A 19,905-nucleotide genomic window follows, 5' to 3' on the forward strand; every position below is an offset into this window, starting at 1 on the left:
AGCCTATCCAAAGAATTTATTCTGAAGGTTAAAGAAGCTCTACTTGTTCTGGACGACGAGATACCAGTCGGACAAGATCCAGCGTAAGCATTGGAAGTGTCATACCTGCCGGATAAGCTAAATATCTTGCTTGCCATTCAGGTGAGAATTTTTCCTTGTAACGGCGCAATCCCTCAAATCCATACCAGTGCCCACCATATCGGAACACCAGCCGAGCTAATTTTTCTTCACGATGCGCATTCTGATTTTCACCCACACTGGAGAGAGGAGACATACCCAAATTGAAATAAGAATAACCTTGTTCTTTTGCCCATTCAATTATACGTACAAATAACACATCCATCGTTCCATTCGGTGTATCATTCAAATGGCGCATCAGATCAATTGAGATCACTTTATTTTGGTCATAAGCTGGAGCTAATGTTGCAAAAGCCAAAATGTGACCCTCAGCATTACGAAGCAATGTTAAGGGAGAGCGTTGAATATACGCTTCGTTGAACCAGCCTAAAGAATAAGCTTTTTCTTTACGATCGCCTAGCCACTCATCCGAAATCTGACGTAATTCAGACAGTAATTCTGAATGATAGGGTGGGGCAAGCACTTCAAATATTTGACCTTCACGATCTGATTTATTTTTAGCAGTTCGCAAGTTCTGCTTACTTTTCCCACTTAATGTGAATGTAGTTAGAGGAACCAAAGCTTCTTCGCCTAGTTTGAAGAATTTGTAACCATTCTCATGATAGATCGATAGATATTCAGGTGTTGCTTGATAAAAAACAACGGTTAATGCATACTGATCCGCATACCTCTGAAATTCTTGAATCGCAGCAGAGACAAGATTTTTATTACCAACTGGGTCGCCAAGTACAATTAATTTGTGACGCACTCGAGAATAGGGAATTAAAATTTGATCATTTTGCGCCCAATAAAAATTTTTGTCTCCTAGATAGAGAAGATGAGTCAAAAGATTACCGTCTTCTTTGGCAATAAATTGAGTTAATTTCTCTATACCCGCCTCATCTGGACGTATTCCTGTGTAGCGATGCGGGCGTAAGGTGAATATAGATGCCATTAAAATTAAAGCACCGATTAATCCAACAAGAGCCGTCACTGCATATTCATGCGGGTTCAAAAACCATTGTTGAGCACGCATTGGTAGATGTCGCAAAATAGCTGGATGAATATGTGTACCAATAACGTAATACGATAACGATGAGATAAAAGCAAGGAACGCCCAAATCCAGATACTACGTAAAGAAATACTAGCACTTTCACTGTTAAATCGAGCCCGAGATATCCATAGCACCAATGCAACAATAAGTAAAATAATAGCTTCCTCGTAATCGAACCCTTTGGCAAATGTGAAGATAGCACCTGCTAACAACAATGCTCCTGTCCATATGTAAGCGCGACGAGTACGCATTGAAATACCACGTGATACGACAATAAGCATAATACCGATAGTCACAGATAACTGTTCTGAAAAACGCATAATAGGTAAAGATAACACATGTTCCATAAAACGTAGGCGAGCAATTAGGCCTGGGGTAGCCGCAGAAAGTAGTAATATGATACCACTGGTGAATACTAACTTTCCAAGCGCCCATGCTCCTAGATCACTAAGTAGACCGAAATGAGAAGGCCAGCCCCAGAATTTGACCCATGTGTTACGTGAAGCGTCCAGACTAGTTGTAATCATTTCACGCATTTGTTTACTGTTCGGACTCATCTCAAACGTAGCTAGCACAAGACCGATCAACCAAGGAACTACAAAGTAAAAAATGCGGAACAATAACAAAATCGTTAGTGCACGTGATGGATCAACACCTAATGTCTGAAGTCCAAGCAACACGATCAGATCAAATGCTCCAATACCACCTGGCGCCATACTAATAATCCCTGCAATTGCTGCTACAATATACACACCGAATACCGGGGCAAACGGTAAATGATTCAGATCATTAAAAGTGAATAACCAAAATAATACCCCTGCACAAGCCCACTCTAGAACAGAGGAACCTAGAGAAGCGATGACTACTTTCCAAGGTAACTTGCCATCGCCCTTATGAAACCATTTGGCGAACAGGGAAGATCGTTGCATTAATAGGAAGAACGGTAAGTACAATGAAACTCCCCATACACCGATACGAAGCCAAGGAAGTTGTTCAAAAATAGGTTCTACAGGAAAAACACCGACCAGTACAAGACAGCCAAGTAAAGATAGACCGACTAATACGATAGGCGATAAAAAGAGTGCAGCAGCTCCCATTGTTTTCATAGGAACGCCACTTCTCTTATACAGTAATGTACGTAGTCCTAGACCGGTAAGACCAGCGAACCCAATCATATTGTTAAATGTATTGGCTATCCATGCATATCGATAAGTCGTTTTCCAATTGATATCAAGCTTAAATTGTTTTCGTATTAAATAATCATAAGTACTCATTACAGATACCGCTATAAAAGAAGCAATGATCAATTGAATAACGACATGAACGGGCATCATGCGTAATTCATAAATAATTTTAGCTAAGTTAATATTCTGAATTTCGTGTCTTCCATATACATAGATAATGACTAAAATAGCTACAGGAATCAGTATCCTAATAATTTTAGCACGGTACAAAGCCAAAAATAGCTGTAAAATTTTAAGCTTTCGAAGCAATTCTCTCATTGTGTCGTCGACTCCACCTTCGGACAAAATAATATCGATATTTTTAATACAAGACGGATTGTCAAACCAAGTGCGACAGGACTTCTGTGAAAGATTCGTGAGCGGTCCTCCAATCCAGACATTTTCGGGGTCGGGGGTTAATTAGATCCAGTAAATGAAGGAGATCTTCGTCCGTGACCCAAGCCATCAGTACTCTTGGGGAGGAACCCAGCAGTAAACCGTTAGCATTTTCATTCAAACTGCGTTGCTAGGACAAATAGCGTCAGCAAAATAAACTAGCAGGTTAAGTATAGCTTCCATATCCGCCTGGCAAGCAAACTACTTGGTTCAGTTAGCAGTGGCTGTGAATAAGCTGCCTGCGGGGTACTGTGTGATGATTACACCTAGCGCAATCTCTATGAACAACTCCGTACGATCGGCATTGTTGATGGGAGTATACAAGCGGGTTTATGTTCAATTATTGTGGCTACGTACGCTTCATCCTTACCGTGGGCCAGATACGAGGATACTAGATGTAGTTTCATATGGGATTGTATTCTAAAAGAACTCAGAGAGAGGGCGAAATAAGAATAGATAGCCCTAGGAATTAATAAATTTTTAGGTTATATCTAACCATTTTTTACTTCTCTCTCTTTCTTTCAATGCAGAAAGCATAATAAAAAAAACTAAGGAATTAATGAGTATATTTCTAAAGAAAATCTAAAGAATTTGTATAGCTAAGTAATAACTTGAAATGGAGATTCTTTCGCTAAGACTCTTCATCGTTAAAGTTGAACAGGGCTTCCTACGCAAGTGCTCCAGTTGCAAGCTCCATGATTAAGCTTCAGCGCTCCCCATCTCGGTTAAAAGACGGAATTCAGTGTGAAAGCTCTAGCTACGCATGAAGAGTTGAATATATTCTTGACTGAATCGTATTTGGTTTATTGATACTCGGATATTTTATTGTTTTGTGAATATAAAAAATCTTATTTCCAATAAATATAGTTATAAGCTAAAGGGAAGAACGATGATGCCCCTAAAATCAGATTCTTTGAAAATATATGATTTTGCTTCAGTGACACCTTTGGGTATCCATTATCGGCATGCGCATTCAATATACCCAACTGACTGGAAGCTAGTGCAGAATTGTTGTAAGAGAGTCATTACTTTGATGCGAAATCCATTCTTGGCTAGATCGATACCTTGACGGAGACGATGCTGGAGCAGTCAAGTAAATAAGTTTACTAAGGAAACCGCAGAATGCATGACAGGAATGTCATACCTTGCGGTTTCTTTTATAAGATTCGCTTCTGCTGCCAGAAGTAGAGTATAGTAGGAGCAGTTGAAAATATATTCCAGGAGGCTACAGCCATGTCACAGGAGATCTGGATTAATCTGCCGGTCAAAGATGTTGAGAGGTCAACTGCCTTTTTCAATGAGATTGGATTACATGCGGCTAGCGTTGGTAACGAGAGAGCCAAGCTTGCCATAGGCCAAACAACGATTCTGCTGTTCCCGGATGCGGCGTTTGAGAAATTTACAGGTTCAAAAATCGCAGATACTTCCCATACCGCAGAAGTAATATTTTCCATTGGCGCTGAAAGCAGAGAAGAAGTAGATGCCTTTATTCAAAAAGTAGAGTTTGCCGGAGGAAACATCTTTGGCAAACCGAGTGAAATTGACGGCTGGATGTACGGCGCAGGATTTGCCGACCTGGACGGTCACCGCTGGAACCTGCTGTACATGGATGAGAGCAAAATGCCGAAACGCTAATATGAAAACGCCGGTCACCTCCTTAAGGTCACCGGCGTTTTTTACACCCCCTATAATCTCATATCCGTAATTCAAATCAAAATCGTTGCTTAGAAGGAAAAATTCGTGGGTTAAATTTATACAAATCACCTGGGCTATCCCTAAGCTAAAGGGATATATTAGATATTTCCAATCCTTTTGAAAATCTCGATCGCTCAAGAGTAGAACTTGTGCATGGATTGACCCATTTGCTTAATAATGCGGGATTAGACCCTAATAATTTAAGTGCTTTTTCTTTAAGAACAGAAGTTATAAAAATCACGGCCAACTTTAACAGCTGGCCTGCGGAAGTAATAGATTTGTATCTAACAACTTCAAAAAACGTTCTAGAAGGTATAAAGGAGATTATTCAGTCTTTTGCTGACCCGAACACACAGCTGAAAGAATTGTTAAAGAAACGTGTGTGAAATACAATGCAAATGGAGGAAACAACTATAATGATTGTATTACAGTTTTGCCTATCATTATTATGGCAATAGCATTATACATTCATGAAGGACATCCTCAATTATCATATGCTTTAGGTACTTTTGGTCTAACGCTTGTACCCGTTGTATGCGGTAGAACATATCCGGATGACCGGTCAGAACCCGTTAATACTTGATGGTTGTTGGTCATTAAATATACGGAGGAATGTACGCACATAGAAGCTGTCGTTGGTGCATCTTGGTTCACTCCCCATCCGTTAAAAATTTAGTCCAGAGCAATATCCTGACTCTCTCTCTTGGATATACTTTTTAATTGGAAGCAACCTTAGCACGGTGCAATACCGAACTGAGGTTGCTTCAGTTAACTAAGACTTACTGCCGTTTACTTCAGATAGGTTCCCGTTTCTCCAATTCCACCGCTGCCATTCAATACATATACCCTTGCGTTTCCTTTGCCGGAGCATGTCAGGGTAATCTTGCCATCAGTAACGGTTTTGGAATTACCAGTCACCGCATCCACATAGGTTCCGTTCGGAATTCCGGTAAATGTGGCGTTTCCTGAAATCGTGACCAATGCAAAGCTGTCAATGCCTTTGGCGCTGTCGGTATATCTTCTCTTAAACGCCAGATTGCCCGTTACATTCTCTGTGGAATACTGTCCTTTTTGCAAGGCGGGAACAGCTCTTCTGATTAAATTAAGCTGTCTGATATGTTTGGCCAGAGGATGGTTGAGCGATTCCGCAAGCGTGCCGGTAGCATTTGTGTATTTGCCGTAATCTTGTACTGTAACACTGCCTTCCATGTGATCGCCGTAATAAGCCCGTCCCGTTTTGCTTAGCGGTGCGTTTGGACCCGGATCAATGACAGCCCCCTTTTGGAATTCGATTTCGGAACCATAGAAGATAGCGGGTATTCCGCGGAAGGTGAACATCAGATCGAGATTCTCGGCCCAAGTGTCCTGTGTGCCCGCAAATCTTTGATTTTCCGGAGCCTGGTCGGGCGCATAGTCATGCGAGTCGATATAGGTTACATTCCAGGTAGCATCATTATAGTATTGATCACCACTTCTCATATTGAATGCTTCCTGCGCGGTCTTGAATGCCCAATGCATCGGAAAATCAATCACATCCATGCCCGATTTCATTGAATAGTCAGGCGTATGATAGGTATTTCCGTTTAAGAGAGCATTGTTCGAGGTTGGCTGTCCTGCTGTAGTAGAGTTGTCCGCCCACTCTTGTTCAACCGACACTTTATTGGAGGCGTAATCATTCTTTCCATCGCCCGGATACGATTTCGAGCTTTTCCAAGTATAGAATGGCGTCGAGATCGCCGGAATTCCACTGTTCCAGACATCTCTGTAACGGGTGGCTACTTCTCCAAAAATATAGAAATCCGAGCCGCCTCTTGTCTTCCAGGCAGGAATATAGTATTTATTGAAAATATACCGGCTCACATGCTTCACCGTATCGACACGGAAAGCGTCAACACCCATGTCTATATAGTGATTGTAGGTATCAATTAAATATTCGTTAACTGCAGGGTTTTCCGTGTTCAAATCCACGCAATCTCCCGCTATCTGACCAGTTTGAACAGTATAGGATTCCCAGGAGAGGCTTTTCTCTGTATGGTAAATGTTATTGTTCGTTTCCGCGTTCTTCATTAAAGCGAGCCTTGCCTGATACTGCTGATCGGGTGTCATAGTATCATAGTTTGACGGCAGCTTATCCGTAGTTTTCACCAAGTTGTTAGCCGTATCCGGTTTAGCCGGATCTTTCTTGAACATGGGGTACAGATTCTCTTCACCGAAATTACCGGTATGATTGACAACGATGTCTTGAATAACCTTCAGCCCTTTGGCATGGGCCGCATTGATCAAATCCTGGTAAGAAGCTCCCGCCGATTCATATCTTGGGTCTACTTTGGCGAAATTTATTGCATGGTAACCATGATAATCATAACCGCTGGCATTCTGCACAACAGGTGTAATCCAGACGGCGCTGAATCCGAGGGCTTTGATATAATCGAGCTTTTGAATCAGCCCCTTAAAGTCCCCTCTCCAAGCCGGGTCCGAATCCGGATTACGCGCCTTGGCATCATCCCATGCGTGCATGTTGTTGCTCGAATCACCGTCATAGAACCGGGAAGTAATCACGAAGTAAATAGTATCTTCCCGAAAATCACCTTTATTTCCAATATTATAAACAAAGCTTTGTTTGGTTTGATTGCCAGCGCCGTCTATAACGAGAAATTTTAATGTCGTGGTCTTGGAGATAAGGATGGACGGTCCGGTCAATCCGGCCATAGCGTTGCCGAGGATATATACTTTCGAGCTTATGGTTGGTTCCGTACCATCGTCCGTGTAGTATGCCTTGGTCGTTGCCGCCTTGTTATCATTTAGGTTGAAGGATACAGTCACAGAGGAATCGGAATGTCTGGTAGGCAAATTCGCTGTGATTGTCGGAGCTTGCAGATCTGAATTCAGGTCAATCATATAAGCGAAAGAGGATGCATTTCCAGTTTGACCGATTGAGTTGACACCGAAGGCCTTAATGGTCAAAGAGGAAGCAACTTGGATTGGAGAGGTATACAAGGTAGAGGATGTCGTAGGTGTCGAGCCGTCTATCGTATAGTAAATCTTATCGTCACTGTTGGTGCTGGAAAGCGTCACCGATTGGGACGAATCATATGTTTTGGGTACAGGAGAGGCGGAAATCGCCGGAATTTTAGGCATTTCCGGGCTGGTATCATACCATGTGTTATCTGTGTAATACCAGCCCTCTTTCACACTGCGGGACAAGTCGGCCGTCTGTTTGCCGCTACCGTCATTAAAGATGAGACTTGAGCCTGTGGCCTCGGCAATGGTGTAGCTGTACCAGTCGTTTCCATCCGACTTCATCAGGATTCCCGGCCACGCTCCGCTTATCGGAACGGTTGTCGGATTCAGATTCCAGTAATGGATTCGAATCGCTGAATTCCAGCTTGAAGGTTTCTTAAAGTGAACCGTTAACCCAGTTTGAGTTGATTTAGGTATTGTGGTAGGTGCATACGTTGCGGTAACGGTAGACGTGATCGAAGCGGTTGTAGAGGGAAGGGTAGTCGCTGTGGAATTCGTGTAGGTGGCTGTATAATCGGTGCTACTGGCCGAAGCTACGCCGGGTAAACCGAAGAAGTTGAAGCAAAGCGACAAAATAATCAACCAAGAAATAAAACTCCCAGTTTTTTTTCCTAGCAAGTTAACAACCTCCTGATAATATTTAGTGGAATAGATAATGCAACCGGTTGCATTAAAAATAAAAAAAAAAAAGACATTTATTTTGATAAAATGGATTCTTTGATCGCCTCCTCCGTGGTATATATGGAAAATAATAATTGTACGCGCTTACAAAAGAAATTATGAGAAAAGCCCATTCACACAGGGCTCTATACCAATGATTTTTTCCTTTTATGATTATATCATCCATACTTTTACTGGTCAATGAATTGCTAGGGACATGTTTCAAACCTAAGCTAGCCTGTTCATAATTGAAGCCAACGTCCAAAAAGCCTTGAAAGGCACATGTTAATGTATCAAAGCGAGTCGCTAAGCAGATGTCAATAAGCAGTATATGGTCAGGAAAGAAAATAGAAAACGCGAGCGTGAGTATCCTAAGGTGGAATGGACAGCAATATAAGCTTGAACTTGAAGCTGAACCGGGGATGATTCCTTCAAACGTAATACTTGTTGTCTGACTTCCCTTCATTAAAGTTGGTTCCTGAGTTATAAACCGATTGGAGTTACATAACCCCTTTCCTGTATTGGTATCTTTAAAGTAATTGAAGCAGGAAAATGCTAACCACCCGCAAACATATGGGTTAAACAGGGGATTTATTAAATGCCTGATTATATTCAGCTGCGCATCGGTGATCGCCAGCTTTGAATAGATTTCCAGCGATTTTATTCATGGCCGAATGCATCATCAAAAAAAACAGCCACTACAGGGCTGCTTTTGGTACTATGGGCTAATTGCTCGTGTATTTTACCCAATCATATTCAGCGTATAGCGGATTCGCTCCATTATACGAACCTAGCCAGTCGTCAACGCCAGTGCCATTCCATAAATTCATCATAATCTTGCCTGGCGTGCTTGGTATGTTTGTAGTTGCCGTATGCTTTAGAACCCCGTCAACATACCACTTAATGTATCCTGGCTGCCAATCGAATGCATAGGTGTGAAAGCCTTTTGATGCATCGAAGCCCAGATCTACAATCTTCTCGTGACCACCGACCCCGTTTGTATAATAGTTGAATTGCACTTTTGTCGTGTCTTTGCCTAAAAATTCAATATCTATTTCATCCCATTGCGTGCCATCAGTAGGTCCCGTATACGTAAAAAAGGAAGATACGATCCCTGTATTTTTAGCCGGCTTCATGCTGACCTCGTATAAGCCGTATCTGTAAGTGTTCGTCGATCGATACTCTCCGCAATCAAATTTATTGTACGCAGAACTTGTTAAGCCAAGCTTCATTTTGCCATCGTTCGTAAAATTGACATTATTGGCACGCCAAGTGCAATTAAACATGTTCCCATTGGAATATCCATCCGCTTTTTGCCATGCACCAGAATTGAAACCATTAAGTGGTTCCCAAAAAACATTCCCCGCATAAACGCTTACTGAAAAAAACAGAGAGACAATTCCAGTTGCCAGTAAAGTAAACCAAGATTTCTTCTTCATTTTACACCTCCATAAAAGATTGACCAAACATGAAAGAAGCGGCTGACAATGATACATTATTTCAAGTATTGACCGGCTTACCGAAAAAATATAAAACGCTTCCATATTTGGTATCTTCATTGTAGCTTGAAATTGAGGCGTAGACTATAGCAAACTTAACGCTTGAAACATAATTTAAAAAAACCTAAATTTTATCAAGTTGTGGTTTAAAAATGCACCGCTGGGCCGCTACGCTACTCACCCCGATAACCAGAGCCTTTACGTCCGGCGGGGAAGTTGAATCCAAGAAGGATGGTTAAAGAAAAGATAGCAAGACCTTTTTAAGGGGGCCTTGCTATCATTATGGTTTAGAGCAATTGTGACCTTTAATTTTGGATTCGCAAAGTTCAGTCACCTAACATTTACGGCCATTTTGAGGCCTTCCGTTATGTAAGGTTGTTGAAATGATGAGGAGAGAGTATAGTTTGTATGTATTTATTTTGTGCGGGAAGAGGTTAATATGGCGACAATTCATGATGTAGCATTAAAAGCGGGCGTGTCAGTCACTACAGTATCCCGTGTAATGAATAACCGAGGATATATCAGCGAAACTACACGCAAAAAAGTGTTTGACGCAATGGAGGAGCTTAATTATCAACCGAATGAAATAGCACGATCTCTGCTACGTAAGCAGTCCAATATTATTGGCCTTATTATTCCCAATGTCTCGCATCCTTTCTTCGGTGAGCTTGCCAATCAGGTCGAGTATTATGCCTATCAGCATGACTGCAAGGTCCTGCTGTGCAATTCACATATGGATCCCGTGAAGGAAAAAGTATATATCGATATGTTGAAGCGGAACCGGGTGGATGGCATCATTATGGGTAGCCATACATTAGAAGTAGAAGAGTACCGACATTTGAATTCACCGATCGTGACGTTTGATAGGCAGATCGACCCGTATATTCCTTACATATCCTCGGATAATTATCGCGGAGGCGAGCTGGCTACGGAGCTGCTCATTCGCAAAGGCTGTCAGAAAATTGCGCATATCTGCGGAAATCTGGAGCTGAACATGCTATCCAATGAGCGGACCAAAGCATTCCGGGATGTCGTGGGCAGGAATGGTGTCGAGCATGTGATCGTTCAAACAGACTTGAATGTGTTCGACCAGAAGGAGTACGAGCGAATCATTTCAAAACTCGTTCATGAACATCCCGATGTGGATGGAGTGTTCGCAACAAGTGATATTATTGCCGCTTTTGCGCTGAAAGAATATATTCGCGCTGGAAGGCATGTGCCAGAGAATGTGCGCATTGTAGGCTTCGATGATGTAAGCGTTGCTTCCTGGCTGACGCCGGAACTTACATCGGTAAGACAGCCGATTGCAGACATCGGCAGACTGGCGGTCGAGCTGATCCGCAGGCAGGCGGAAGGGGAGCAGGTACAACCTGTCAATCTGCTGCCTGTTGAACTAATTGAGCGTGCAACGACCTGAATGAAAATCTGTTCCTCTAACAAGGGGAACAGATTTTTTTTAGTACATGTTAAAAATTCAACATGTCAAACGATTGACACAAGTTAAACCTTTGACATATAATCCGTTTGTAAGCGTTTTATTTAAGTGTTCAGAGCCATTATATAAATAAGGGGATGACAACAATGAGGAAATTCAAAAGAGTTCAATGGATGGTAATGCTGCTTCTTTTGGTTATGGTGGTGTCTGCATGCAGTGGCTCCGGAGGAGAAGGTAATTCGGCTTCTGGAGGGGGATCAGGGGATTCAAAAAATGTGAAAATTACGCTTTTGAACTCCAAAGGCGAAATCCTTCCACAGCTGGAGGAAGCCGCTAAGGCGTTCCAGAAAGACAATCCGGGCATTACTGTTGAAATCCAGCCGGTTCCGACTGGTGGTTCTCCTTTTGAGCGTGCCTCCGCATTGTATGCATCAGGAAACCCGCCGACCATGATCATGCTAGATACAGGTGATGTTGAGAAATTCAAGGACCGTATCCTCGATTTAAGTGGGGAAAAGTGGAATGCGGACACTGTTGAAAACGCTACCACTGCTACGACATTTGATGGTAAAAATTACGCGTTTCCACTGGCTGTTGAAGGCTACGGATTCATTTACAACAAAGCCGTTGTAGATAAAGCGGTAGGCGGAAGCTTTGATCCCACCACAATTAAAACCCGAAATGACCTTGAAAAACTGTTTCAGCAAATCGAGACATCCGGAAAGAAAGCACTGGTGATTTCATCAATGGACTGGTCCCTGGGCGCTCATTATTTGCCTCTTGCTTATGCAGGCCAGAACAAAGACATGGCTGAAGTGGACAAATTCATGGCGTCACTAAAAGCGGGCCAGGCGGACTTGGCTAATAATCCTGTATTTAACGGACTTATGGATACATTCGACGTCATGATGAAATACAATATCGATCAGGCTTCTCCGCTAGCAGGAACTTATGAACGCGGACCGGAACTGCTCGGCAAAGGTGAAGTTGGCATTTGGTTCATGGGCAACTGGGCATGGCCGCAAATCAACAGTTTTGATACCGCTAACAAAGAATATGGTTTTCTGCCTGTACCAATCAGCAACAATGCCGATGACTACGGCAATCAGGAGATTTCGTCTGCTGTATCCAAGCGCATTGTTATTGACAAGGAGAAGGCTACTCCAGAACAGCAAGAGGCGGCGAAGAAGTTCCTGAACTGGATCGTCTATGAAGCGAAAGGCCAGGATTTCCTCGTGAACCAAGCAAACATTATCCCGGCGTTCAAAAATATTACACTGCCTGCGGCCGACCCGCTTGGCAAGTCCATCCAGGATTATATCGCAAAAGGCAAGTCAGAGCAGTCGATGAGTATGCTGCCTGCCGACCACTGGTCCAAGACAGGATCTTCCATGCAAAAGTATCTGGCGAAACAGGGTGATCGCGCAACACTGGTTAAAGAAATCGAAAACTACTGGAAGACCGCAAAATAAGGTTGTTTTCAAATTACCCGGAATAGAGAGAGAAATCAGGGACAAAGAGAGGGATCATCATGATTGCGGAAAAAGGAGTATGGAATCGGCTGCGGACGCGGCTGCTGTTTACCGGACCAACCTTGTTTGCCTTCATAACAGTAATGATCATTCCATTTTTGTACGGCATCTATCTGACGTTCACAAACTGGGATGGTATTTCCACCACACTATCGCTGGTTGGCGTCCAAAACTATCTGGCTGTTTTTAGAGATATTGAGTTTTGGAAATCGTTCAGCTTGACGCTCAAGTATGTGTTTTATACCGTTGTTCTTATCAATGTGATCGCTTTTATGCTGGCTTATGTGCTGACAAAAGGGTTAAAAGGACAGAGTATTTTCCGGGCGGGATTTTTCCTGCCCAACCTTGTCGGCGGCATTGTACTCGGTTTTATATGGCAGTTTATATTCAACAACGTGCTTGTCTATTTGGGACAACATGCCAGCATACAGTCGCTCAGCACGACTTGGCTGGCTGATCCCGACAAAGCGTTCTGGGCACTCGTGATTGTAACCGTGTGGCAGAACGCGGGTTACATGATGGTCATTTACATCGCAGGGTTGACTGGTGTCCCGAATGATATTATGGAGGCTGCAAGCATTGATGGGGCAAACAGCTGGACCAGGCTGCGGAAAATGGTGCTGCCCTTGATGGTTCCTTCTTTCATCGTATGTATATTTTTGTCCCTGCAGCGCGGATTTATGGTCTATGACGTGAACCTTGCGCTCACGAAAGGTGGGCCGTTCAGCAGTACTCAAATGGTGTCGATGCATGTGTATGAAAAGGCATTCCTTTCCCGTGATTATGGTGTGGGGCAGGCAGAAGCATTCGTGTTGTTCCTGATGGTTGCTCTCATCACTCTGCTTCAGGTTTATTTTAGCAAGAAGTTGGAGGTGGAGGCGTAATGACAAGAAAAAGAATTGCTTCCTCCGTGATCAAATTCATTGTGCTGACAGTCATACTCATATTGTTCATCGTACCTTTCGTCTTTCTGCTGATCAATTCGTTCAAGGAAAACATGGCCATCACCTCAAATCCGTTATCGCTTCCAGAGAGCTTCAGTATGGTCAATTATATGAATGCATTTGATAAAATGAATTACATCGCTGCCTTCACCAACTCATTGGTCATAACGGTGTTAAGTGTTCTGTTTATTTCACTGTTCGCGGCGATGACGGCCCATTATTTTGTCAGAAACAACACCAAGTTCAACCAATATACATTTATGCTGATGGTTGCATCCATGATCATTCCATTCCAGGCTATCATGATTCCATTGGTGAAAATCTACGGGTCACTTGATCTGCTGAACAGCAAGTGGTCGCTGATTTACATGTATATCGGTTTTGGTAGCTCGTTGGCCGTCTTCATTTATCATGGTTTTGTAAAGAGTATTCCAAAGGAACTGGAGGAAGCGGCGCTAATTGACGGCTGCACGCGGTTTCAGACATTCTTCCGGATTGTGTTTCCGGTACTGATGCCCACGACGGCCACCATTTCCATTCTCAATGTACTGTGGATCTGGAATGATTTTCTGTTGCCTTCCCTTATTCTGGTCGATCCGGAGCAAAGGACACTTCCGTTGTCCACGTACAACTTTTATGGAACCTATACAGTGGATTATGGTCCATTGATGGCAAGTTTGGTACTGACGATATTTCCGATCATTATCATCTATCTGTTCGCCCAGAAGTATATTATTCAGGGTGTTATGCAAGGCTCGATTAAATAACTGCAGGGGAAGGATGCTTTATCAAACAAACTAAAGCGTATACGAGAGAGCGTGCAGATCAATTTATTTCCCAATCGAAGCATATGCTTCGGCCGGATTATCGCCTGAACTACCACTTAATGGCTGAATTCGGCTGGATGAACGATCCGAACGGCTTCATTCAATATAACGGGCAGTATCACTTGTTCTATCAGCATTACCCGTATAAATCAGTATGGGGACCGATGCACTGGGGACATGCAGTCAGCCGCGATCTTATGAAGTGGGATTATCTGCCGATCGCTTTGGCACCGGACGGTGAGTTCGACCAGGATGGCTGCTTCTCCGGCAGTGCGATTGAGCAGGACGGGAAGCTTGTCCTGATGTATACCGGACATGTTGTAACCGGGCCTGACAAAGATCAGGATTACAAGCAGTCGCAGGGAATCGCAGTATCAGAAGACGGAGTAACGTTCGAAAAGTGGGAGGGCAACCCGGTCATCGGTTATGACGCCATACCAGACACGATCAGCCGTAAAGACTTCCGTGACCCTAAGGTGTTCAGACACGAAGGTCAATATTACGCCGTTCTCGGTTCTAATGATGCGAAAGGGAACGGACTTGTACTGCTTTACCGTTCTGAAGACCTGAAAAGCTGGACGTATGTCAATGTACTAGCCGTGAGTGACGGACGCTTCGGCGATAATTGGGAGTGCCCGGATCTGTTCCCGCTCGGTGGTCGGCACGTATTTATGCTGTCCCCGCAGCGCATGCCTGCACAGGGGGAGGCTTACCGCAATCTGCATTCCACCATGTACGGTATAGGTGATTTCAATTCCGCTGCCGGAATATTTACGGCAGAGCGGTATGCTCAGGTGGATCACGGATTCGATTTCTATGCCCCACAGTCAACCTTGGATGATAAAGGGCGGCGTATCGTCATCGGATGGATGGATATGTGGGAGTCGGAGATGCCGACCCAGCAGGGGCACCATTGGGCTGGTGCGATGAGTCTTCCGCGGGAAGTGGTTATCGACGGCGCCAGGCTGCTGTTCCGTCCGCTTGAAGAGGTAAAGAATTACCGATGCAATCTGTTCGAGCAGCGGGATATCTTACTGACAGGTGAGCAGATTATGGACGCGCGTGGAGATAGCTACGAACTGAAGGTCGTATTTGAGTTTGAGGCCAGTAACACCGATGAATTCGGTTTGAAACTGCGGGTGGGTAGTGAAGAGGAGACTGTACTGTCGTACCGTCCCGATGACGGTCTGTTCCGTTTCAACCGAGAACGTGCCGGTATAGGCCCAGGCGGGGAGAGAAGAGTGCCTGTGGGCTTAAACGAGGGCCGTCTGGAGCTTCGGGTTTTTGTCGATAAAAGCTCGGTGGAAATATTCATCGGCGATGGTGAATACGTCCTCACAGGAAGAGTGTATCCGGGAGTGGAATCTACGGGCATTCGAGCGTTCGCGAGCGGAAAGTGTACGATTTCTTCGTTCCAGAAGTGGGATATATCCACATAGGAAATGCATGACAAACAGGAACCCGACCATTGATGGTCAGGGCTCCTGTTTTTTGTAGAATTGTAATCGTGTGATTTACACAAGCTTATTTTGAAGATAGGCATCAATTTTTGCGAGGGCTTCTTCTGTACCGCCAGATTGCTGGAAGCTATCATTTATTTTTTGTACGCCCTCTTTATACGCCGCGTTCGACATTACCTCATCTACGGCATCTCTTAACGATTGGACATTGATTTGGTCTTTGGTTATTCGATAGCCAGCCTGAAGTTCTGTTAACCGCTGCGCGACCATGGGCTGATCCTTGTCCTGAGGCAGTACAACCAAGGGTACATTAAAGTGAATCCCTTCATTCACACTGTTCATTCCACCATGAGTAATAAATACATCTGAATGACGTAGTACCTCCAATTGGGGAACATAGGGCGAGATGATAAAGTGCTCTGGGGCTGGATTGATTTTCGTAAAGTCAGCTTTCTCGCCAGCTGCAATCACGACGATACCTTCAAAATCGGAAAAAGCTTCAATACAGGTGTTGAAAAAGTCCTCAACATGATCCAAAACCGTTCCCATCGAAATATACAGAACTTTTTTATCTTGTAGTGCGTCCAAAGGAAATGAATTTTCCCCTTTGCGTTCTGGGAAGCTGGGACCAATAAAGAGATTCTCTTCACCAAAGCTGTCAGCGTCTGGTTGGAAATATCGGCTGGTGTATACAACGTTTAGAGCCCCTGTATTGTTCATAAATTGAACCATATCTTTGGGAGCAACACCGAATCTTTCTTTCATGAGATGTAGTGAGGTCGTGGCCTGTTCATCAAGTTGAAACGGCTCATTTCCATTAGAGCGAAAGAGATTGGTAGCCATCCGATTCTGCGAAATCAGAAAAGATGGGGAGGAAGCAATACCAGGGATTTTCAAATAGTCTCTAACTAACTCGCCAGCTCCGAATCTATCATAGAATACAAAGTCAAAATCAGTGCTTTCAGACAGTTGCTTAGTGATTGCTAATATGTCCATCGAAGTCTGAATATGAATATTCATAAATGCACTCAACCCAGCCGGAGTACTGGAATCAATAGAAGCAGTCCTGATCAGATCGGTATGCAGGTGAACCGTTGCTCCAACGGCTTCGAGTCTGTCCTTGTATTTCTCAGTTGTAATGTAATGTACTTGGTCCCCTCGTGCTGCAAAGGCTTGCGTCATCCCGATCGTAGGGTTCACATGTCCTTCTGCCGGAAAGTTAACCATTAATATGTTTAACATTCATCATTACTCCTTTTCTCTACAATTAAGATCGCAGTTTTCACTGAATCTCTCAATCCATAATAACAATAATATTTATTTTTTCAAATGATATCCTTTCACGGTCGTGAAACACATGTTGGCATGAAATGTGTATAACAAATATTTAACTCGTGCATAGTAAAGGCGAACTCTACTTAGCAAGGGAGGTTTTTTCTAAGTGAATGTTCAAAGAGCGCAAGAAATAGCGTCCTCTTCCATAATGGCGAATGTGTTGTGTGATGGGCTACCCATTTATATTCAGCATGTGAACGAGCAGAGTGAGACGGCACGCATTTATGCGCTGAACCATCCAGAAGAGGAACGGGAAGTACCTTTGTACACGTTAACGGAAAGAGATCAGGTACTGGAATAAGAAAGGAGCGATATGAAAAATGAAACCAAATCAACAGAAAGTAGTCGAGGCAGACCGTTTGAATTTTCGTGACCAGACGGATGATGTGGTTAGAGAAGTGCCGGCCACGACGGATGCCAGCGAAGCAGTTGCAGCAATGACCTCACATATCAATAAATACGATGTACCGGATGAGTTGGAGGAGAAATAGAGAATGACCGAGCGCGCACAGGATAACCTGTTGCGTGCTTTTTATATGATGCATAAGGATAACCAAAGATTTAGCAGCTCTGCAAGGGGCTGCTTCTTTTTATTGTTTCGAAAGCATCATAAATATTTTTAAAAAAAGTATTGCATATAGGTTTACTAGGTATTATGATAACAACAGATTTATATTTTTTTGTTTTTTACAATGGTATAAGGTTTAGACCTTAAAGATTTATGATCGGAGTGTTCATATGTTAATCCAAACTCCTCTGCGCTTTGAAAAAGTATCAGCTAAAAAAGTGAGTGATTTTATTAGAGAGCAGTTGGAAGAGGCTATTATTTTAAAGGAATTGCTTAGCGAGGAGCAACTACCGACAGAACGGGAACTCGCAGAAATATTTAATGCCAGTAGAATTACAGTTCGTGAGGCGTTATCTCAATTGGAATCCAAGGGACTCATTGAAAAGAGAGTAGGTGCCAAGGGAGGGACCTTTGTTCTTCCAGTGACAGCAAACTCTCATAAACGTACCCGGGAAGAAATTGCAAAAGATTGGGAGCACATGCTGAAGGTCTTTGAATATCGGATGATTGTGGAGCCAGAGGGTGCTTTTTTAGCGGCTGCGCGGATCACCACGGATGAACTGGACCTGCTTCAGCATTACCTGGAACAGAGTATTGAAGCGGACTGTACCCGAGAATGGTTTCGGGCCTTGGATGTTAAATTCCATCTGGCCATTGCCAAAGCATCTGGCAATCCATTTTGTGAAGATGCGGTTAGGCAGATTCGTACCAAGATTAACCCGGCACTTGATCTCATGCCCTATGATGATCAGATTCGGACGGTGAATTACGACGTCCATACAGAAATTTTGAGTGCACTTCGGGCACGAGATGCTGAGAAGTCGCGGGAAATGATGAAGCATCATATCGGACATTCCGCAGATGCCATTTATGCAAGAGTAGTTGCAAAAGGCTAACGATATCATACAGAAAAAGAATACGATTCGAGTGGGGAGGGTGAAAACATGAACATACACGAGCTTTTGGCTTTATCTAGACCACTTCAAGAGCAATTGATCACATGGCGAAGGGATTTTCATCGCCATCCTGAAACGGGTTATGAAGAGATTCGTACATCGGGCATTGTAGCTGAGCACTTACGTAGCCTCGGGTTGGAGGTGACAACCCAGGTAGGGAAAACCGGGGTTGTGGGTCTGTTACGGGGAAAAAGCCCAGGGCCTACCATCGGTCTAAGGGCAGATATGGATGCATTACCGATTCAGGATCAAAAAACGGTTCCCTATCGTTCGGAGATCCCAGGTAAGGCCCATTTATGTGGGCATGATGCCCATACAGCCATACTGATGGGAACTGCACAGTTACTTGCTCATTTGGAGCGACCTGAAAGAGGAAATATCAAATTTGTCTTTCAGCCGGCTGAAGAAGGTTTGGCAGGGGCCAAGGCTATGATCGATGACGGTGTATTGGAGAATCCAAAAGTGGATGCGATGGCAGGACTACATATGTTCCCGGGTCTGAAGACAGGAACACTGGGGGTCAGCAAAGGGGTCGCTTTTGCATCGGCAGATAGCTTAACCATTAAGATTCTAGGCAAAGGCGGTCATGCTGCCCGTCCACACGAGGGAATAGACGCCATTGCCGTGTCCGCGCAGGTTATTTCTGCCCTGCAAAACATTCCAAGTCGTATGGTTGATCCCCTTGAAACCATGGTCATTACGATTGGCAAAATTAGTGGCGGGTATATGGGAGCGGCCATTGCACCGGAAGTAGAGATGATCGGTACCGTGCGTACCCTATCTGCGGAACTGCGTAACCGGATGCCTGAGCTGATCGAACAGGTGGTCCGTGGGGTATGTGAGTCGTTCGGAGCTGGATATGAGCTGAGTTATCAGCAGGGCTACCCGGTTGTGCAGAACGACCCGGATATGGTCGATCTGATGACGGAAACGAGTGAGCAGTTGTTTGGCTCCAAGGAGTGGGACTACATCAAACCGTCAACAGGCGGGGAGGATTTCGCTTTTTATTGTGAGCAGGTACCCGGCGTGTTTTTCCGGCTGGGATGTGGGAGAGGTGATGAAGATACTAGCTATCCATTACATCATCCCAGATTTGATTTAGATGAAATGGTACTGCCTTATGGGGTAGCCATGATGTCGGCCACCGCGCTGAATTTTTTGAAGACAACATAAAATTGGGAT

The 19,905-nt window shown here is 43.9% G+C and carries 16 protein-coding genes; 11 read left to right on the top strand and 5 right to left on the bottom strand.

Annotated features, from left to right (window positions below):
- Nucleotides 1-28: 28 nt before the first annotated feature.
- Both mprF and NSS66_RS26865 read right to left on the bottom strand, forming a co-directional pair.
- On the bottom strand, nucleotides 29-2,674 hold the full coding sequence (gene mprF, locus NSS66_RS22285; RefSeq protein ID WP_028541751.1) for a bifunctional lysylphosphatidylglycerol flippase/synthetase MprF: 2,646 nt from the start codon (nucleotides 2,672-2,674) through the stop codon (nucleotides 29-31).
- A 1,114-nt stretch (nucleotides 2,675-3,788) separates the two neighbouring features.
- Nucleotides 3,789-3,884, bottom strand: coding sequence for a hypothetical protein (locus tag NSS66_RS26865; RefSeq protein WP_176716843.1), 96 nt, complete (start codon nucleotides 3,882-3,884; stop codon nucleotides 3,789-3,791).
- 140 nt (nucleotides 3,885-4,024) lie between these two features.
- Here NSS66_RS26865 and NSS66_RS22290 point away from each other — a divergent pair, with 140 nt between their 5' ends.
- Both NSS66_RS22290 and NSS66_RS22295 read left to right on the top strand, forming a co-directional pair.
- Complete coding sequence (locus NSS66_RS22290; RefSeq protein ID WP_028541752.1) at nucleotides 4,025-4,426, top strand: VOC family protein; 402 nt, start codon at nucleotides 4,025-4,027, stop codon at nucleotides 4,424-4,426.
- A 209-nt stretch (nucleotides 4,427-4,635) separates the two neighbouring features.
- Nucleotides 4,636-4,872, top strand: coding sequence for a hypothetical protein (locus NSS66_RS22295; protein ID WP_023990439.1), 237 nt, complete (start codon nucleotides 4,636-4,638; stop codon nucleotides 4,870-4,872).
- Between the two features lie 403 nt (nucleotides 4,873-5,275).
- Here the strand turns inward: NSS66_RS22295 and NSS66_RS22300 are convergent, their stop codons facing one another.
- Together NSS66_RS22300 and bglS are read right to left on the bottom strand one after the other, a co-directional pair.
- Nucleotides 5,276-8,125, bottom strand: coding sequence for an alpha-amylase family glycosyl hydrolase (locus tag NSS66_RS22300; protein WP_110455570.1), 2,850 nt, complete (start codon nucleotides 8,123-8,125; stop codon nucleotides 5,276-5,278).
- A 767-nt stretch (nucleotides 8,126-8,892) separates the two neighbouring features.
- Nucleotides 8,893-9,606: a beta-glucanase gene (gene bglS / locus NSS66_RS22305; RefSeq protein WP_023990437.1), complete on the bottom strand. Its 714-nt coding sequence runs from the start codon at nucleotides 9,604-9,606 to the stop codon at nucleotides 8,893-8,895.
- A gap of 499 nt (nucleotides 9,607-10,105) precedes the next feature.
- On the opposite strand from bglS, the gene NSS66_RS22310 reads away from it, so the two are divergent.
- The 5 genes from NSS66_RS22310 (at nucleotide 10,106) to NSS66_RS22330 (ending at nucleotide 15,843) form a co-directional block, all read left to right on the top strand.
- Nucleotides 10,106-11,083, top strand: coding sequence for a LacI family DNA-binding transcriptional regulator (locus tag NSS66_RS22310; protein WP_023990435.1), 978 nt, complete (start codon nucleotides 10,106-10,108; stop codon nucleotides 11,081-11,083).
- A 164-nt stretch (nucleotides 11,084-11,247) separates the two neighbouring features.
- Entirely contained in the window at nucleotides 11,248-12,573 is a 1,326-nt protein-coding gene (locus tag NSS66_RS22315) for an ABC transporter substrate-binding protein (protein ID WP_023990434.1), read from the top strand.
- A 59-nt stretch (nucleotides 12,574-12,632) separates the two neighbouring features.
- Nucleotides 12,633-13,517, top strand: coding sequence for a carbohydrate ABC transporter permease (locus NSS66_RS22320; RefSeq protein ID WP_061828966.1), 885 nt, complete (start codon nucleotides 12,633-12,635; stop codon nucleotides 13,515-13,517).
- Nucleotides 13,517-14,344, top strand: a complete 828-nt coding sequence (locus tag NSS66_RS22325) for a carbohydrate ABC transporter permease (protein ID WP_023990432.1) — start codon at nucleotides 13,517-13,519, stop codon at nucleotides 14,342-14,344. Before NSS66_RS22320 ends, NSS66_RS22325 begins: the two co-directional genes overlap by 1 nt.
- Nucleotides 14,345-14,427: 83 nt before the next feature.
- Complete coding sequence (locus NSS66_RS22330) at nucleotides 14,428-15,843, top strand: glycoside hydrolase family 32 protein (protein ID WP_340959800.1); 1,416 nt, start codon at nucleotides 14,428-14,430, stop codon at nucleotides 15,841-15,843.
- Between the two features lie 75 nt (nucleotides 15,844-15,918).
- Here NSS66_RS22330 and NSS66_RS22335 read toward each other — a convergent pair whose 3' ends face one another.
- Entirely contained in the window at nucleotides 15,919-17,106 is a 1,188-nt protein-coding gene (locus NSS66_RS22335; protein ID WP_264454498.1) for a macrolide family glycosyltransferase, read from the bottom strand.
- Nucleotides 17,107-17,305: 199 nt separating this feature from the next.
- On the opposite strand from NSS66_RS22335, the gene NSS66_RS22340 reads away from it, so the two are divergent.
- The 4 genes from NSS66_RS22340 to NSS66_RS22355 all read left to right on the top strand — a co-directional run bounded on the left by NSS66_RS22340 (nucleotide 17,306) and on the right by NSS66_RS22355 (nucleotide 19,896).
- Complete coding sequence (locus NSS66_RS22340) at nucleotides 17,306-17,500, top strand: H-type small acid-soluble spore protein (protein WP_023990429.1); 195 nt, start codon at nucleotides 17,306-17,308, stop codon at nucleotides 17,498-17,500.
- 19 nt (nucleotides 17,501-17,519) lie between these two features.
- Entirely contained in the window at nucleotides 17,520-17,690 is a 171-nt protein-coding gene (locus NSS66_RS22345) for a hypothetical protein (RefSeq protein ID WP_007432293.1), read from the top strand.
- Nucleotides 17,691-17,937: 247 nt separating this feature from the next.
- Nucleotides 17,938-18,663, top strand: a complete 726-nt coding sequence (locus NSS66_RS22350) for a FadR/GntR family transcriptional regulator (protein WP_023990426.1) — start codon at nucleotides 17,938-17,940, stop codon at nucleotides 18,661-18,663.
- Between the two features lie 48 nt (nucleotides 18,664-18,711).
- Nucleotides 18,712-19,896, top strand: coding sequence for a M20 metallopeptidase family protein (locus NSS66_RS22355; RefSeq protein WP_340959802.1), 1,185 nt, complete (start codon nucleotides 18,712-18,714; stop codon nucleotides 19,894-19,896).
- Nucleotides 19,897-19,905: the final 9 nt, after the last annotated feature.

This window comes from Paenibacillus sp. FSL R10-2748 (genome assembly GCF_038005565.1).
In the GTDB taxonomy this organism is placed as follows: domain Bacteria; phylum Bacillota; class Bacilli; order Paenibacillales; family Paenibacillaceae; genus Paenibacillus; species Paenibacillus polymyxa_B.

What these genes read in the sequence shown, in the direction of transcription:
- mprF (WP_028541751.1), bottom strand. Translation starts at nt 2,674, where the DNA reads ATGAGAGAATTGCTTCGAAAGCTTAAAATTTTACAGCTATTTTTGGCT.
- NSS66_RS22290 (WP_028541752.1), top strand. Translation starts at nt 4,025, where the DNA reads ATGTCACAGGAGATCTGGATTAATCTGCCGGTCAAAGATGTTGAGAGG.
- bglS (WP_023990437.1), bottom strand. Translation starts at nt 9,606, where the DNA reads ATGAAGAAGAAATCTTGGTTTACTTTACTGGCAACTGGAATTGTCTCT.
- NSS66_RS22310 (WP_023990435.1), top strand. Translation starts at nt 10,106, where the DNA reads ATGGCGACAATTCATGATGTAGCATTAAAAGCGGGCGTGTCAGTCACT.
- NSS66_RS22315 (WP_023990434.1), top strand. Translation starts at nt 11,248, where the DNA reads ATGAGGAAATTCAAAAGAGTTCAATGGATGGTAATGCTGCTTCTTTTG.
- NSS66_RS22320 (WP_061828966.1), top strand. Translation starts at nt 12,633, where the DNA reads ATGATTGCGGAAAAAGGAGTATGGAATCGGCTGCGGACGCGGCTGCTG.
- NSS66_RS22325 (WP_023990432.1), top strand. Translation starts at nt 13,517, where the DNA reads ATGACAAGAAAAAGAATTGCTTCCTCCGTGATCAAATTCATTGTGCTG.
- NSS66_RS22330 (WP_340959800.1), top strand. Translation starts at nt 14,428, where the DNA reads ATGCTTCGGCCGGATTATCGCCTGAACTACCACTTAATGGCTGAATTC.
- NSS66_RS22335 (WP_264454498.1), bottom strand. Translation starts at nt 17,106, where the DNA reads ATGTTAAACATATTAATGGTTAACTTTCCGGCAGAAGGACATGTGAAC.
- NSS66_RS22345 (WP_007432293.1), top strand. Translation starts at nt 17,520, where the DNA reads ATGAAACCAAATCAACAGAAAGTAGTCGAGGCAGACCGTTTGAATTTT.
- NSS66_RS22350 (WP_023990426.1), top strand. Translation starts at nt 17,938, where the DNA reads ATGTTAATCCAAACTCCTCTGCGCTTTGAAAAAGTATCAGCTAAAAAA.
- NSS66_RS22355 (WP_340959802.1), top strand. Translation starts at nt 18,712, where the DNA reads ATGAACATACACGAGCTTTTGGCTTTATCTAGACCACTTCAAGAGCAA.